Source organism: Bradyrhizobium sp. Leo170 (assembly GCF_004296405.1).
Taxonomy (GTDB): domain Bacteria; phylum Pseudomonadota; class Alphaproteobacteria; order Rhizobiales; family Xanthobacteraceae; genus Bradyrhizobium.
Genome location: NZ_PSRR01000052.1, coordinates 1 through 14,239 on the forward strand (window position 1 = coordinate 1; position 14,239 = coordinate 14,239).

Annotated in this window: 13 protein-coding genes and 1 pseudogene; 7 read left to right on the forward strand and 7 right to left on the reverse strand. The window is 64.0% G+C overall.

From position 1 onward, the window contains the following. Nucleotides 1-133: 133 nt before the first annotated feature. The 3 genes from CWO89_RS11980 to CWO89_RS11990 all read right to left on the reverse strand — a co-directional run bounded on the left by CWO89_RS11980 (nucleotide 134) and on the right by CWO89_RS11990 (nucleotide 3,345). The gene (locus tag CWO89_RS11980) at nucleotides 134-1,369 is read right to left on the reverse strand and encodes a YbfB/YjiJ family MFS transporter (protein ID WP_130578849.1); all 1,236 of its coding nucleotides are present in this window, start codon (nucleotides 1,367-1,369) and stop codon (nucleotides 134-136) included. Between the two features lie 195 nt (nucleotides 1,370-1,564). Next, nucleotides 1,565-2,275, reverse strand: a complete 711-nt coding sequence (locus CWO89_RS11985; protein WP_130578818.1) for an SDR family NAD(P)-dependent oxidoreductase — start codon at nucleotides 2,273-2,275, stop codon at nucleotides 1,565-1,567. A gap of 101 nt (nucleotides 2,276-2,376) precedes the next feature. Then, entirely contained in the window at nucleotides 2,377-3,345 is a 969-nt protein-coding gene (locus CWO89_RS11990; protein ID WP_130578819.1) for a LysR family transcriptional regulator, read from the reverse strand. 507 nt (nucleotides 3,346-3,852) lie between these two features. Here CWO89_RS11990 and CWO89_RS11995 point away from each other — a divergent pair. Beyond that, complete coding sequence (locus CWO89_RS11995) at nucleotides 3,853-4,968, forward strand: amidohydrolase (protein WP_245476071.1); 1,116 nt, start codon at nucleotides 3,853-3,855, stop codon at nucleotides 4,966-4,968. Nucleotides 4,969-5,100: 132 nt separating this feature from the next. On the opposite strand, the gene CWO89_RS12000 is transcribed toward CWO89_RS11995, so the two are convergent. After that, nucleotides 5,101-5,409 (reverse strand): hypothetical protein, encoded by a 309-nt coding sequence (locus CWO89_RS12000; RefSeq protein ID WP_130578820.1) that lies wholly within the window; start codon nucleotides 5,407-5,409, stop codon nucleotides 5,101-5,103. 553 nt (nucleotides 5,410-5,962) lie between these two features. After that, complete coding sequence (locus CWO89_RS12005) at nucleotides 5,963-9,742, reverse strand: tetratricopeptide repeat protein (RefSeq protein ID WP_130578821.1); 3,780 nt, start codon at nucleotides 9,740-9,742, stop codon at nucleotides 5,963-5,965. Between the two features lie 206 nt (nucleotides 9,743-9,948). Between CWO89_RS12005 and CWO89_RS12010 the strand changes: the two genes are divergently transcribed. The 6 genes and pseudogenes from CWO89_RS12010 (at nucleotide 9,949) to CWO89_RS12040 (ending at nucleotide 12,972) form a co-directional block, all read left to right on the forward strand. Next, nucleotides 9,949-10,197: a DUF3551 domain-containing protein gene (locus CWO89_RS12010; RefSeq protein ID WP_130578822.1), complete on the forward strand. Its 249-nt coding sequence runs from the start codon at nucleotides 9,949-9,951 to the stop codon at nucleotides 10,195-10,197. Between the two features lie 124 nt (nucleotides 10,198-10,321). Then, complete coding sequence (locus tag CWO89_RS12015; protein ID WP_130578823.1) at nucleotides 10,322-10,591, forward strand: hypothetical protein; 270 nt, start codon at nucleotides 10,322-10,324, stop codon at nucleotides 10,589-10,591. After that, nucleotides 10,584-10,881, forward strand: a pseudogene (locus CWO89_RS12020) (hypothetical protein). Before CWO89_RS12015 ends, CWO89_RS12020 begins: the two are co-directional and overlap by 8 nt. A 29-nt stretch (nucleotides 10,882-10,910) precedes the next feature. Next, nucleotides 10,911-11,195 carry a DUF1488 family protein gene (locus CWO89_RS12025; RefSeq protein WP_130578824.1) on the forward strand — a complete coding sequence of 95 codons (285 nt, stop codon included), beginning with the start codon at nucleotides 10,911-10,913 and terminating at the stop codon, nucleotides 11,193-11,195. Between the two features lie 668 nt (nucleotides 11,196-11,863). Further along, complete coding sequence (locus CWO89_RS12035; RefSeq protein WP_130578825.1) at nucleotides 11,864-12,067, forward strand: hypothetical protein; 204 nt, start codon at nucleotides 11,864-11,866, stop codon at nucleotides 12,065-12,067. A 383-nt stretch (nucleotides 12,068-12,450) separates the two neighbouring features. Beyond that, complete coding sequence (locus CWO89_RS12040) at nucleotides 12,451-12,972, forward strand: DUF1269 domain-containing protein (RefSeq protein WP_130578826.1); 522 nt, start codon at nucleotides 12,451-12,453, stop codon at nucleotides 12,970-12,972. 31 nt (nucleotides 12,973-13,003) lie between these two features. On the opposite strand, the gene CWO89_RS12045 is transcribed toward CWO89_RS12040, so the two are convergent. Both CWO89_RS12045 and CWO89_RS12050 read right to left on the reverse strand, forming a co-directional pair. After that, nucleotides 13,004-13,780 carry a MotE family protein gene (locus tag CWO89_RS12045; protein WP_130578827.1) on the reverse strand — a complete coding sequence of 259 codons (777 nt, stop codon included), beginning with the start codon at nucleotides 13,778-13,780 and terminating at the stop codon, nucleotides 13,004-13,006. After that, nucleotides 13,777-14,238 carry a DUF6468 domain-containing protein gene (locus tag CWO89_RS12050; RefSeq protein ID WP_028163559.1) on the reverse strand — a complete coding sequence of 154 codons (462 nt, stop codon included), beginning with the start codon at nucleotides 14,236-14,238 and terminating at the stop codon, nucleotides 13,777-13,779. The genes CWO89_RS12045 and CWO89_RS12050 overlap by 4 nt, the downstream gene beginning before the upstream one ends. Nucleotide 14,239 lies beyond the last annotated feature (1 nt).

Here is a 14,239-nt window from a genome sequence, read left to right on the forward strand (position 1 = left end):
CCTGCAGGCCGCGTCTCCGAGCCAAAATCCGCCCGGCATTCGCCTGTGCCCTGTAATCCGGGCGGAAAAAATTCTTACCCAGTCTCTTCGCTCCATCCGGGCTACAAGAGCCCAAAAGAGCTGGTAGGTAGCACTACGAGCGCGCGCGATCGCCCAATAAGCCGACCACGAGATCGACGGCGAGAGCGGCGGTGATGGCGGCTGCGCCGATCATGAAGAGGAGCGCGTAGTTGCCGCCGGTCTGCTCGAAACAATAAGACAGGCCATAGGCGCCGCCGGCCTGAAACAGCGCGAAGCTCGTGGTCGCTTGCGCCCAGGCCGCGCCCTGCGCGGCGCTGTTGTGCGGAACGAGTTCATGGATGCGGCCGAGCGTCAGCGGCACGATGCCGGGGGTGAAAGCGCCAGCGATCACGCTCGAGACGATCATCGCTGACGGAGCCACGCTGACCGCAGGCAGCACGATTGCGACCGCCTGCACCAGGAAGGCGACGCGCAGCGCCGGGCCGAAGCCTGCGCGGTCGGCGAGATGCCCGGTCACGAGCGGGCCGGCGATCGCGCCGATGCCATAGAGCACCCAGTATTGTGAAGCGGCCAGAATCCCCTGCCCGAGCCCGCGCGCCACGAAGTCGACCAGGAAGACCATGTGCGGCACCAGCGCCAAGGCGTTGAGGCCATATTCCGCATACAGCGCGCGGATCGCCAGTGATCGCGGCCGCGGCGCGACGTGATGGTGGGCGAGCGTTTTCGCGCCACGGACCTCGGCCGGCCAGGCCTTCCAGCTCGCCAGGGTCAACAGCACGGACAAGATCCCAATTCCATACCAGGTTTCTTGCAGCCCTTGCCGCAGCAACAGCGGCACGAGCGTGCCGGACGCCGCAACGCCGAGGCCCACGCCGGCGAAGATCACGCCGCCGACCACGCCCTTCTTGTTCGGCGGCGTGTGCGGCAGGATCGTCGACGCCGCGAGCACCATGATCACGCCTCCGGACAAGCCGGCAAGGAAGCGCCACACGAAGAACCAGGCGAAAGAGATCGGCACCGAGCAGGCAAAGCAGCAGAGCGATGCAAGCACCATCATGGCGCGCAACGAGCGCACCGGCCCGGCGCGGGCCCCGACCTCGCGCGCGATAATCGCGCCGGCCAGATAGCCCGCAAGATTGGCAGCGCCGAGATAGACGACATCCGCCGGACTGAACCATTTTGCCGCGATCAGCGCCGGGATCAGCGGCGTGTAGGCGAAGCGCGCCAATCCGAGACCGACCAGCGAGGCGCAAAGCCCAGCCGCAGCCGACAGCCAGACCGGTCCGCCTTCATGATGATGATTGGCCGCCGCTGAATGCGGGTGACGGTGAGCGTGGGTGCTTGACATCGACATGGGTTAAGCAGCCTCGCTGCTCGAAAGGGAAATGGTTAGTTCTGATGCCAGCCATCGCCGACGGCGATGGCTGACTAAAGCGTTTTCGAGCGAAGTGGACACCGGTTCGCGTGAAGAAAACGCGTCAAAACGAGAATCTAGAGCTTCGGTTCTGATTCAATCAGAACCGAAAATGCTCTAGCGCTCGAATTAGTGACCGGCGCTCTGGCCGCCATCGACATGCAGGATCTCGCCGGTGACGAAGCCCGCGCTTTCGAGATAGAGCACGGCATCGACGATGTCGCGGCTCGCGCCCATCCGCCCGACCGGATGCAGCTTGGCGAGGAAATCGTAGGTCTCGCGCCCATGCATCGGCGTTTTGATCACGCCGGGCGAGACCGCGTTGACGCGGATGCCCTTGGCTGCATATTCGATCGCAAGCGACTTGGTTGCCGCGTTCAATCCACCCTTGGTGAGTGAGGCGAGCACCGAGGGAACGCTGCTGTTGGCATGATCCACCAGGCTGGTCGTGATCTGGACGATGTGCCCCGAGCCCTGCTTCAGCATCTCGCGCGCGACGCGCCTGGTGAGATGGAAGAAGCCGTTGAGATTGATGCCGAGTATCGAAGCGTAATCTTCATCGGTGTAGTCGGTGAACGGCTTGGCGATGAAGATGCCGGCGTTGTTGACCAGCGTGTCGATGCGGCCGAAGCGCTCGAGCGCCTGACCGACGATGCGCTCGGCAGTCCTGGGATCGGCGATGTCGCCCGCCACCGTCAGGATATCAGGATCGGACGATGGCTTGATCGAGCGGGAGCTTGCGACCACACGAAAATTGCGGTTCCGATATCCATTGACGAGATCAGCGCCGATGCCCTGCGACGCGCCGGTAATGATGGCAACCTTTTGTTCTGCACCCATGACGGGCCTCCATGATCGCTGAAGCGGCGACACCGCCGCTTGCGCCCTATCGGCGCTCATAAAGGCAAGCTAGGCAGATCAACCTGCGGAGCGAATACGCGCTACTCGGCAGACACTCTTCCGCGCCGCGAACGAATGGTTGCGGCGCTGTCCTTGGCTTCGCGCGACAGCCGTTCGAAATAGCGCTTCAGCCGCGGCACCGCGAAATCGACGAAGGCGCGCACCTTAGGCACGGAAAACCGTCCTTGCGGTGCGAGCAGGTGCACCGGCAAGGGCGGGTATTCGTCCTTGCCAAGGATGATCCGCAAGCGCCCGCTTCGGATCTCCTCGGCGATATGATAGGAGAACAGCCGCGTCACGCCGTGTCCTTCCGCAGCGGACGCGACCGCGGCGCGCACGGTGTTGACGACCAGCCTCGGCGTGAACTGCACTGTTCTGGGCACCGAGGAGTTTTTCAGAGGCGGGAAGCTCCAGGAGTCCTGACCGAAATGCGTCATCGAGACGATCTGGTGCTCTGCCAGGTCGGCAGGCCCATTGATGGCCGGATTTCGCGCCAGGTAGGATGGCGAGGCCGCGACCACGCGGCGGACTTCGCCGAGCCGGATCGCCACGAAGCTCGAATCCGCCAGATGCGCGATGCGCAGCGCGACGTCGATGCCCTCGTCGATCAGGTTCACCGGCCGGTCCAGCAGAAGCAGCCGGACCGACACCGTCGGATAGTCGTTCATGAATGCGTCGAGCACGGGCCGCAACACGTCCTCGCCGGTGATGACGGGCGCGGTGATCGTAAGCGTGCCCCGCGGCGCGGCGCGCTCGCCGGCTGCGGCGATATCCGCTTCCTCGAGCTCGGCCAGCACGCGCCGGCAGCTCGCAACATAGCGCTCACCGGCCTCGCTCAGCTTCAGCGACCGCGTTGTGCGATGCAGGAGTTCAGTGCCGACATGAGTTTCAAGAAACGCGATCGCCCGGCTCACCGCGGCCGGCGACCGCCCCAGCCGCCGTCCGGCGCCGGCCAGACTTCCCTCGTCGACCGCCGACACAAATACTTTCATCGCGTCGATGCGGTCCATGGCTTCTCTCGACCAGGCATGTGCACATAGATCAGGGCGCGTTCGATGACGGCGGCGTACGCGCGCCTCCCACGCTACCAGTTGCCAACATAATGCTTCCACTCTAGCTTCCGGTAGTCCAATGATGACCAGCCACACCGTGTGCCTGTGCTTCGCTTGCGATTTTTCGCGTGTGCTTGCCAACGTTCGGGCCGCTGCGGCATGATGCTTTCGTGCCGTTCTTCCATTTCTACGGCGGCCGGATGCACCGCGATATTCTCAGTGAGGGAAAAAAGCCAAGGGAGGTCTGACCATGCGGTTTGCAAAGCCCCTGCTCGTCGCATTTGTCTTGGGCAGCATGGTTGCGCTGCCGGCGCATGCGGAGTTCGACGTCGCAAGCCTGAAGCAATCGATCGAGACCTCCTTCGAGAGCGAATATCCAAAACTCGATGCGCTCTACAAGGACATCCACGCCCATCCGAGATCGCCTTCCAGGAGGAGAAGACCGCCGCAAGACTCGCCGCCGAGATGCGCGCGATCGGCTTCGAGGTTACAGAGAAGGTCGGCAAGACCGGGCTGGTTGCGCTCTACAAAAATGGCGACGGTCCGACCATCATGGTGCGCACCGAGCTTGACGCGCTGCCGATGGAGGAGAAAACCGGCCTGCCCTACGCAAGCCGCGACAAGACCATCTGGCAGGAGCGCGAAACCTTTGTCGCCCATAGCTGCGGCCACGACATCCACATGGCGAGCTGGGTCGGAACGGCGAAGACGCTGGTCGGGCTGAAGGACCAGTGGAAGGGCACGCTGATGTTCATCGCCCAGCCCGCCGAGGAAGTGGTTGCGGGTGCCAGAGCCATGCTGGCCGACGGCCTGTTCACGCGCTTTCCCAAACCCGATGCCGGCTTTGCCCTGCATAGCGGGGCCTTTCCCTACGGCTACGTCAGCTACACCGTCGGGGTCCGCTCTTCCAATGCCGACGGCCTCTACATCAAATTCAAAGGCCGCGGCGGCCATGGCGCGGCGCCACAGGCGACCATCGATCCCGTGATGATGGCGTCGCGTTTTGTGGTCGATGTGCAGAGCGTCATCAGCCGTGAAAAGGACCCGACCGAATTCGGCGTGGTCTCCATCGGCTCGCTCCATGCCGGCACCACGGCCAACATCATTCCCGACGAAGCGGTCCTGCTCGGCACCATCAGAACCTTCAAACCGGACGTGCGCGCCAAGATGCATGATGGAATCGAACGTACCGCCAAAGCGGTCGCCGCCATGGCGAATGCGCCTGCACCGGATATCAGGATCACCGAGGGTACCAAGGCGGTGGTCAACGATGCCGCTGTTGTCGCGACCGCCGAGAAGGTGCTGAACGCGGCCTTCGGCGACAAGTTCAGGACCGCGCCGCCGGTCACCGCGAGCGAGGATTTTTCCGAGTACATCAATGCCGGCGTGCCCTCGATGTTCTTCAATATCGGCGTCTACGATCCCGAGCACGTCGCCGCCGCGCGCAATGGCGGCCCGCCGCTTCCCGGCAACCATTCCCCGCTGTTCGCGCCGGTGCCGAAGCCTACCATTCAGACCGGCGTCACCGCGATGACGCTCGCAGTCCTCAGCGCATTCGACCAGAGGGCCAAGGGACATTAACGGCCAAGCCCGTCATTGCGAGCGAAGCGAAGCAAGCGCGATGCGCATGATCGAGGAAGGATAAAATCTCTCAAATACATGTTGGCGAGCGGCGGCTCGAAGGGAGCCGCACGCTGCCAATGCTTGACGTCATCACCAGCCGTAAGTGTAGCCGGGATAGGAGTAGTAATAGCTCGGATAGCTCCAGTATGAATTATAGGTCGGATAGCCCCAATACGAATTATAGGTAGGATAGCCCCAGTACGAGTTATAGGTGGGATAGCCCCAGTACGAAGGATAATCCCGACGCACCAGATAGCGCACGTCCATCGTCACGGCTGGTACCGCCGCCTTGATCGACATGCCATTGATCGGCGCAGCAGACGATTTGGCCGTGGCGGCCGCTGCGAGAGGAACAGCAATTGCGAGTGCAATCGCGAGCCTGCGGACTTGAATCTTCATGGAAGCTCCTTTCGTGTTAGAAGTGACCATCCACCAGGCGACGATGATGGGGCAGGACGCCTACAGAAAGATTTCGGAAATCCGGAATTGCGTTACGTGGGTAACTGGTGGTGGCACGAAGCCAAGTCCCACAACCCGCCACTCGATTGGAGCTGACCTGGACGCGTTACGTCGCCTCTTGGCCCAACTCGGACCCTTGGAGCTCTGCTATCGCGCCGCTATCAGGGGCACAGCGGATCTCATACGCATCCTGATCTGCGGCGCGGGAGTTATAAGTACACGCCTTAGCGAGCCGGCGCTCGTCACGGATAACAGCCCAGCGCGTCAGTCCTTGAAGTCATACTGCTTGCTGAGGTGATCGCCGACCTGGAACCAGCATCGCCACGCATTCGGCTTGGCCACCGTCCACGTAGCCCGCACGGAGTTCGTAGCGCGGATGGAGCGCAGCGTAATCCGGGAACGGTGTCGCCAAGGCCTCGGCAATCCCGGATTGCGCGGAGCCTGTCATCGGGCGCGCATTCGCGCGACCCGTTGGCTCCATCCGGGCTGCGCGCTACCTCGCCGCGTTGGCGCGCTTGACGCCGACGATCGCAGGCAACGCCTCGGGATCGGCTTTCGTGCCGGGCACGGCACCGGTCGCGATCGGATCGGAGAGCGGCGCGCGGGCGGTGGCGTCGGGGAAGCGGAGCTTCATGTCGCGGATGAAGCCGTCGAGCGTGTCGACGCTGGCGGCCATCCTGGCGATCTGGGAAAATTCGGCGCTGTTGGCGGCAGCCGGCCTGGCTGCGATGTCGAACGCCGTCCGGTCGGCCTCGCCCGACATCAGCGGCGCATATTTCTCGCGGAAGCGCGTAAGCCCGATCGCGTCCTCGGCGAGCGCATAGCCGACCACGGCACGGATGATGTCGCCCTTCTCGGCCGCATTCAGCGGCGTGAAGTCGCGCCAGCGGTCACCATAATAGAGCTCGATCTGCTCGGAGGCCTCGCGCCAGTGCCGCTGCGCCCAATAGATGTCGGAGCGCAGCCGGATCGCCTCGCGGCCGGGAATGTTGGAGATGATGTCGAGCGCAAGGTCATGCCGACCAACGTCGCTCTGCGCGCGCGCCTCGAGCAGCAGCCGCTGCTGGCGCAATTCGCCGGACAGATCCGAGATGCGGGTCAGGCGCAGCGCCGCGATCGCGCGCTCCGGCTTGCGATTGGCGAGATAGACCATGGCAAGGCGTGCGGCGACCTGCGCGCGCGCTGCGCCCTCCAGCCGCTTGTCGACCTGATACTGCAGAAGCTCGGCAGCTTGATCAAGGAGGTCGACGCCGACGAGGCGATCAGCGAGGCGACGGATCATCTCGTCGCCGCGGCGACCGATCGGCGTGAGCTCGCGATATTCATAGAACATCGTGAGCGCGTCGATCGGCGGGATGCTGTCACCGGCGGGCCCGAGGAAAAGCTGGGAGAACAGCGCTGACGCCGCATCCTGTGCCTGCCGCGATTCCGGCGAATTCGGCTGCAGCCTCGTCGCGGCGCGCGTAGCCGCGAACGCCTCCGCATAGCGGCCGGTGTCGGAATAGATCTTCGCCAGGATCTGCAGCGTGCGCAGCTCGATGCTGTCGCCGCGCCACATCACCGCGAGCAGTTCGAGCTCGCGCAGGATGTCGGCCTGGGTGATCTCACCCCGCTTCTGCTTCAGTGTGACCTCGAGCAATTTGCCTTCGGCCGCGGCCTCCCGGTCGGGCGAGTTCGCGGCGAAGCGGTAAGCGTCGAGCGCGTCCTTCTCATAGCCGAGCGCTTCGGCGAGCCGGCCGCGCAGCACGGCGGCCGCCGGCTTCAATTCCTTCGGCAGGCCGATCACCTCGAGCTCGCTGCGGCGGCGCGCGGCTCCGGCAAAATCCTTCACCTCGAGCGCGGCCTTCATCGATTCCAGCATGACGATACGCTGCAGGTCCGGCGGCAGGGTCGCGACCGAGAACTCCGCGTTCTTGAATTTCTCCCGCGCATCCGCCCATTTGCCCTGGCGCGCAAGGGCGAGCCCCTTCCACAATTGGGAATCGTAGCCGTTGCCGATCACGGGGTTGGCAAGATCCTTGAGCGCGCGCTCGGGCCGGCCCATCATGATGCTGCTGGCGGCATGAACCATCAGCACGGCCGGGTCCTCGGCGCCGCGCTTGCTCTCCGACAGCATCAGATTGGCAACACCGTGTGCCTCCTCGTACAGGGCGCGCGCGACGTAGAACTTGGCAAGGTTGAGCCGCGCCTGCGCGAGCTGCTCGGGCGACGTGGTCGCCTCGGCGCTGGCCGCGATCAGCGCGTCGAGCCGCTTCAGGAAGTTCTCCGACTGGTTGTTCTTCCATTCCTCGGCATCGAACAGCGGCTTCACCGCGGCGGTGGCGCGTTCGGCGGCAACGTCGGCCGATGACAGCGTAAGCCCGCCCGGACGTCCCAGCACCACCTTGTCGGCGCCGAGTTCGGCCTTCACGTCGTCGGAGTTCGGATGCACCACGAGGCCGTGGACGGATTCAAGCAGCGACAGCTCGACGAAATCCTGCCGACGGATGAAGCCGCGCGCCGGCGGCGGCGCGGTGACGACCCACAGCATGTCGCCGGCGTCTGGATCGACCAGCCGGTGCAATTGCCCGGGATTGGCCAAGGGCACGCTGACATTGGCGAGCGCGGGATCGCTGACATTGCGCACCACCATCAATGGCTGCGGCGGCTTCTGCACCCGGTCGGCGAAGGTCACCGTCCAGCCCGTGCCGGAGGAACGCTCGTCGGCCTCGAGCGAAGGCATCTGCGGGCGGTTGAGGCGGAAGCGGATCGCCTGTCCCTGGTCCAGCGGCAAGCGGCTGACGTCGGAGATGATGGCGCCGGCCTTGTCGCGGATCGGCGCGACATCGATCGCCTCCGGAGAATCGAACACCAGCCACACCGCGTCGGCGCGGCGGAACAGCGCCGACGGCGTCGCCTTCTGGAAGGTGAACGTCACGCGCAAGCCGTCGCTGTCGCGCTGCGCGTCGACCGTAACCGGCTTTTCAGCGGAGGAGACCTGCGGCGTTGCGGCCGCGGCCTGTTTCGGCGCGGCATTCGCAGGCGACGGTGAAGCCTCATTGACGGGGGCTGCTGCAGGCTTCGCGTTCTCGGCAGGCGCCGCTTGCGCCGGAGGGGGAGCAGACGGCACCTCCTGCGCGACCTTCTCGGACGCCGGCGCGGGCATTTCGGCGGCAGGGGGCTGCGGCTTCGCGGCCGCAGGCGCTGTGGTCTCGGCCGCTGCGGCCGGCGCCGCCTGCGGCGCATTTGCGCCCTGCTCGGGCTTGATGGAGATCTTGGCCTGCTCCGCGAAAGTCTCCGAGGTCAAGGGCGCGATCGGCGCCGGCTGCTGCAAGGGCGTGGATTCCCTGATCGCCTTGCCCTGCCCAGCCGCCACGGCGACCAGCGGCTTTGCCGGCGCGGGTGGAACGTTGGCGGCGTGCCCATCCGCCGCCGGCTTCTCCGGCTGCTGGAAGGCGACGTCGACGACATAGTTCTTGTCCTCGCGGAAGGAGCGCACGTCGACTTCGCCGATCAAGTTGATGTCGACAGCCGAAGTGTCGGTGTCGGAGCGCTGGTTGATCGAAGCGACGTTCGGCGGCGCCGCCACCTTGGCATCCGCGAGGTCGAAGCTGAGCACGCTGTTGAACAACAGCGTCAGCTTCTGCTCGTTCAGCACCGAGGACACGCTGACGCCGTCGGGGATTTCGAACACGAAGCGCACGAAGGTCGGCTGCACCGAAGCGCGCACGCGCACCGGTGGCTTTTTCTTGGCGGCGTCCGCCGCCCGCTGCGCGCGCAACGCACGCTCGGCGGCACGCGCGCGCTCGGCCAGTTCGCGGATCACGTCCGTGGGCAGAGGCGGCGGCGGCCCGGCCCAATCATCGGGCAGGAAGTCGATGAAGATCCGCTCTGCCGCAGTCATCGTGTTGATCGTCACCCGCCGCGACAGCGACAGGCGGATCGCCGTTCCGTCCGGATCGCGCCGCGCCATGCCGACATAATCAGGCACGGCATCGGCCAATCCCTCCACCGGGATATCGACTGGCCGCTTGAAGCGGACCACGACGATCGAGCCGGCCGTCGACACCTCGGTTTCGACATCTTCGGCAAGCTTGAACACCAGCCGCGCAAAACCGTTCGCCGCCGAGAACGTCGCCACGCCCTTGACCGGATCGTCGGCGCGGGCGGCGGGGGCAAGCGTCAGCGAGATCAGGAGCACGGCAAGCGGCCACAGCCGGCCCAGGCAAAGATACGCCGCCCGCGCCAAAACGCGGCCATGCGACCTTAGTCCAGCGGCAGCCCGTCGCGCCATGCCAGTTACGTCTTTCAGCCCTCAAGCCTCGAAGCAGACGCGAATGCGCCACCCCGCATCCGAATCTTGAATTGGCTCGCTTAAGGAGTTGTTAAATATCTACATTAGGGATGATTGATTTGCTGGATCTGGCGCGAAGAGCCGGCAAAGGTGCTCGGATAGTGCATCTTGGACCGTGTGGGTGACCTGCCTTCAAGGAGATTCCGATGCGTCAAGTGGATCGGGCGATCCTGGTGATCGGTGCAATCCTGGCGGCGCTGCCTGCCCAGGCGCAGACCTATGATCCGCGTTACCCGATCTGCATGCAGGTCTTCAGCATTGACGGCCCTGCAATCGGGTGCGGCTATACATCGATGGCTCAGTGCAAGGCGTCGGCGTCAGGCCGCGCAGCCGAATGCTTCGCCAACCCGTATTTCGCCGGCGGCCCTCGCCGGACGAGGCGCTCAAGATCGTGATGCGCGAGCGCCAAACCGCTTCGTCTCGGGTGCGGCAAGAAAGCGATGGCTAACGCGGCTTAAAGGGCGCATGCTGCTTTTGGGGCAGCGCCGGCGCCGGCGTTTTCGCGAAAGGCACGCGCGCATGACCACCCGCTCCCGACGAGAAGTCGTCACTTTCAAACACCCGTTCCGGATCAGAGGTATCGATCGCCTGTTACCGGCCGGCGACTACGAGGTCATCACCGACGAGGAGACGATCCAGGGACTCTCGTTCGACGCGTTCCGACGCGTCGCCACCATGATCATGGTTCCCGCTGAAGGCTCGCGCGGGCTGGCGATGCAGATGGTGTCGATCGGCTCGGTCGATCTCGCGGACGCGCAGCGCATCGATGCGAGCGCGTCCCATGACTGACAAACCGTTCGACCTCGACAGCCATCGTGGCATGGCGGCGCAGAAAGCGACCGATATCCGCCGTGCGCTGGGTCGAGGGCCATGCGCGGGAGCTGCGCCAGCGGCAGAGCGCCTTCGAAAGGGACCTCTTGTCGGTTGCCGCCGCGTCGTGGCCGGAAGCAGCTACCAAGGCGCGTTACGTACTCGACCTTTATGCCGCAAGCCTGCCGCCAGAAGATACCAGGCATCGCGATCTCGTCGCAGCGATTCTTGAGGATTTTGCACGGCTCACCGAGCAAGACGGAGCGTGATCGCCGCGCCGCTTCAAGGAGTAGGTCACATGACGCTGAGGCAGAGCCGCTTCATCAGCTATGAATACGACAGGATGGTCGTCCTGTTCTCGATGCTCGACGGGCAGAAGGAGGTCCCCTGCGCAATCTCGATCTCCGCGATGGATGAACTGGAAGGCGTGGTGCGAGCGAAAGCGAACCAACGCGAAGCGCAATTCTTGCGACTGCGCGACCGCATCGAGGCCTGCGCCGACGGTAAGTACCAGGCGACCGAGTTCGAAGGAACGCCGCCCGGGATCGTCCTGCGCAGCATCGATTTCCGAAAGCCGCGATAGAACCGCACGCTGGCGACCCGTAGGAAAGTGATGCTGTCCCGTTGGCGACCGCTCTGTTCCAGACGATCGTGATCGCTTAGCGTGCGAACGAACGTACGCTGGCCCCGAGCCGGCGCATCAACATCGCTCCCGTAGGAGAGCGCGAAAGATCCTGCGAGCATCGACCTAGCCATCGGATGGCTCACGCCTTATGTTGTTGATATCACTGATCGTGAAAAGGCTTCAGTGACTGAGAGACCATGCCGCGCTCCCGCCAGAAACAGGAGGGAGCCCCATGAGTTCCACAATCTATCCATTGCATTTTGAACGGAGTTTCGAGCGCCGCTGGGCCTCCAGAATGGTTCGCGACGGGCCAAGGCGCTCGCCGTCACAAGGCACCAATACCTGTATCTGCGGACACCTCATTACTGCCCCCATCCGTTCGACCTATTTGTCCACCGGGGTTGTCAACGAATGGCGGTGTTCCGCTTGCGGCAACCACTGGGAGACGATTGCTGATCCCGGCGCGGGCTCAACGAAGCCAAATCAATGAGCCATTGCGCGGCCTTTGCCCGGCAAAGGCTGCGCGGCGGCGAATTGAAGCTGCTCGCTCAAGTCGGCTCTGACACACCAGCGAAACAGAGCAGCGAACGCACCGCACGGTTGGTCTCGCAAGCAAGGAGGCTCCTATGAAGGGCAACATATTCAACAGCAAAGGTATTCACGTCGGCGTTATAGTCGGTCGAGAAATTTTCGACCGCAACGGTACGAAGCTCTATGACCTCAAAGGGATCAACATCTACAGGCTCTCCGGAGAGTTGGTTGGTCATCTAAGTGATGCGAGCGGTTCGGATAAGCGGCTTGATAAAGCGACCGACCGCTTGTTCAGGTAGCTACCCAGGCGAGAGCGCGCCCAGGCGCTGACGTTTGATCGGCATCGCTCAATTGTACGGAAATCTACAGCATCAACGGCACTGCCACAGGTGTGGCTATGCACCGATGGCCCGGTGCAAAGCGCCGGTGTCAGCCGCCAGCCCAATGCTTCGCCAGCCCGTATTTCGCGGGCGCAAACAGGAAAACGCCAGTCAGGGCCAGAGGCGGTAGGCAAGTTCCCTGTCGTGTTTGAGGCAAACGGGCGAAGCCACAGATTGAACAACGTGCTACGCTCCACTCGCCAGGGTTGATGTAAATCAATGGCGTTCGTGTGCCATTTGCTTTGCATTCGGATGGTCATGGAGACGGAATAAAGTCGGGCGGCCATAGAGGAGAACTGCAAATGAGTGATCTTGTCGTGATCGCATTCCCTACCGAGGCGAAGGCGGAAGAAGTTCGTCAGAAATTGCTGGCCATGCAGAAGGAGTACCTGATCGAACTCGGCGATGCCGTGATTGCGGTGAAGGATGCCGATGGTCGGGTAAAGCTGAACCAGCTCATCAACACCACAGCGGCCGGCGCGGTCGGCGGCGCTTTCTGGGGCACCCTGATCGGTCTGATCTTCCTGATGCCGCTGGCAGGAGCAGCGCTTGGCGCCGCCGGCGGCACGCTCGGCGGATATCTGACCGATGTCGGCATCGACGACAAATGGATGAAGGAGACGGCGGCTGCCATTCAACCGGGAACCGCAGCCCTTTTTGTGCTGGCGCGCAGGGTGACCGGGGACAAAGTGCTTGAAGGTCTCAAGGGCGAAGGCGGGACCGTGCTGAAGACGTCTCTCGACCACACCAAGGAAGACGCGTTGCGGGCGGCACTGGCCGGCGCGCAAGCCGCTGTTCCTACCCCACCTGCACCGGCGGCTTAATAGTACTGCTGCAAGCGATGCGCCGAAGCCGTCAGTTCAGCTTCGGCGTGAGCATCTTGCCCTCGATCTTGGGCAGGTCGGCGGCGGGCTGCAGCTTGTCGGGACTGGCGCGGCGGGCGAGCTCGACGGTGAGCCGCTCGGCCGCTTCAGGCTGCATCAGGCCGAGGATATCAGCCATCTTGCGCGGCGCGATCTGGGAAGCGATCTCGTAGAGCACGCCCATTTCCAGCCGGTCGAACACCTTCGCGGCGTCCTTCGGCTTCATGCCCTCATACATCGTGATGATGCCCTTGAAGCGCGCGGCGTCGGCTTCGGCCTTCTGCGCCGCGACGGCGCTGCTCCTGGCGTCGCTGGCCTTGGCCTCCTCCACCTTCGTCTCGATGCGCTTCTCGGCGGCCTTCAACAGGCTTTCGCGGATCTCGATCTCGCGCGCGCGGGCATCCAGTTCCTGCCGGCGCGCCTGCAGCCGTTCCAGGATCGCGCGCTCGGAGGCCGAGATCTGCGGGGGCAAATTCGGATTGATCACGACGCCATCCGGCTGCGGCGGCGGATCAGCGGCGGCGGGCGGCTCTTCCTTCTTTTTCTCCTCGGGGCCGTGCACGGAGCCGGTGATGTCGTTCGGATCTCCCTTGTTCTTTCCTCCCGGGAAATTCAGCATCTCCTGCGCCCATGACGGCTTGGTCGACTGCGGATTGTAGTCGAACACATAGCCGCCATCGAGCACGAGGCCCGCGACCTTCAGCACGACAAGGCCGAAGATCGCGACCAGCACGACCGGGATGACGCGGATGTCGCGAAACGCGCTCATGCGGCCAGACCGCCTGCCTTTCTGCGTTCGGTGAAGGCTTCAGCAGCCGCCGCCACCGCCTTGGCCGGCGACATCTTCGGCGCCGCCGGCGCGGGTGCAGCGGCTGCGGCGGGCGCAGCCTCCGTCACCGGCCGTCCCGCCTGCACGATCCTCGACAGCCGCCGGATCATGGCGTCGGCCTCGGAGAGCTGGCCCTTCAGATGCGCCGACATCTGCGTCGCCGCGGTGAGCTGGCTGCCGAGATTCTCGTTGACGTCGCGCACGGTGTGCTTCAGCCCGCCGATCGCGCGCTCGGCGATCTCGGTTGCGGTGATCAGTTCGGCGATCGTGGCCTTCAGCGAGTGCTCGTCGGCCTTCAGCCGCTGCAAGCGCTTGTTGAGCAGCATGCAGTAGCCGATCGTCAGCATCAACAGCACCGCGACCAGGCTTTCAATCGCAATTCCGAGGGAATGATTCAAA

Coding starts and splice junctions, on each gene's coding strand:
- CWO89_RS11980 (WP_130578849.1), bottom strand. CDS start 1,369: ATGTCAAGCACCCACGCTCACCGTCACCCGCATTCAGCGGCGGCCAAT.
- CWO89_RS11985 (WP_130578818.1), bottom strand. CDS start 2,275: ATGGGTGCAGAACAAAAGGTTGCCATCATTACCGGCGCGTCGCAGGGC.
- CWO89_RS11990 (WP_130578819.1), bottom strand. CDS start 3,345: ATGGACCGCATCGACGCGATGAAAGTATTTGTGTCGGCGGTCGACGAG.
- CWO89_RS11995 (WP_245476071.1), top strand. CDS start 3,853: ATGCGCGCGATCGGCTTCGAGGTTACAGAGAAGGTCGGCAAGACCGGG.
- CWO89_RS12000 (WP_130578820.1), bottom strand. CDS start 5,409: ATGAAGATTCAAGTCCGCAGGCTCGCGATTGCACTCGCAATTGCTGTT.
- CWO89_RS12005 (WP_130578821.1), bottom strand. CDS start 9,742: ATGGCGCGACGGGCTGCCGCTGGACTAAGGTCGCATGGCCGCGTTTTG.
- CWO89_RS12010 (WP_130578822.1), top strand. CDS start 9,949: ATGCGTCAAGTGGATCGGGCGATCCTGGTGATCGGTGCAATCCTGGCG.
- CWO89_RS12015 (WP_130578823.1), top strand. CDS start 10,322: ATGACCACCCGCTCCCGACGAGAAGTCGTCACTTTCAAACACCCGTTC.
- CWO89_RS12025 (WP_130578824.1), top strand. CDS start 10,911: ATGACGCTGAGGCAGAGCCGCTTCATCAGCTATGAATACGACAGGATG.
- CWO89_RS12035 (WP_130578825.1), top strand. CDS start 11,864: ATGAAGGGCAACATATTCAACAGCAAAGGTATTCACGTCGGCGTTATA.
- CWO89_RS12040 (WP_130578826.1), top strand. CDS start 12,451: ATGAGTGATCTTGTCGTGATCGCATTCCCTACCGAGGCGAAGGCGGAA.
- CWO89_RS12045 (WP_130578827.1), bottom strand. CDS start 13,780: ATGAGCGCGTTTCGCGACATCCGCGTCATCCCGGTCGTGCTGGTCGCG.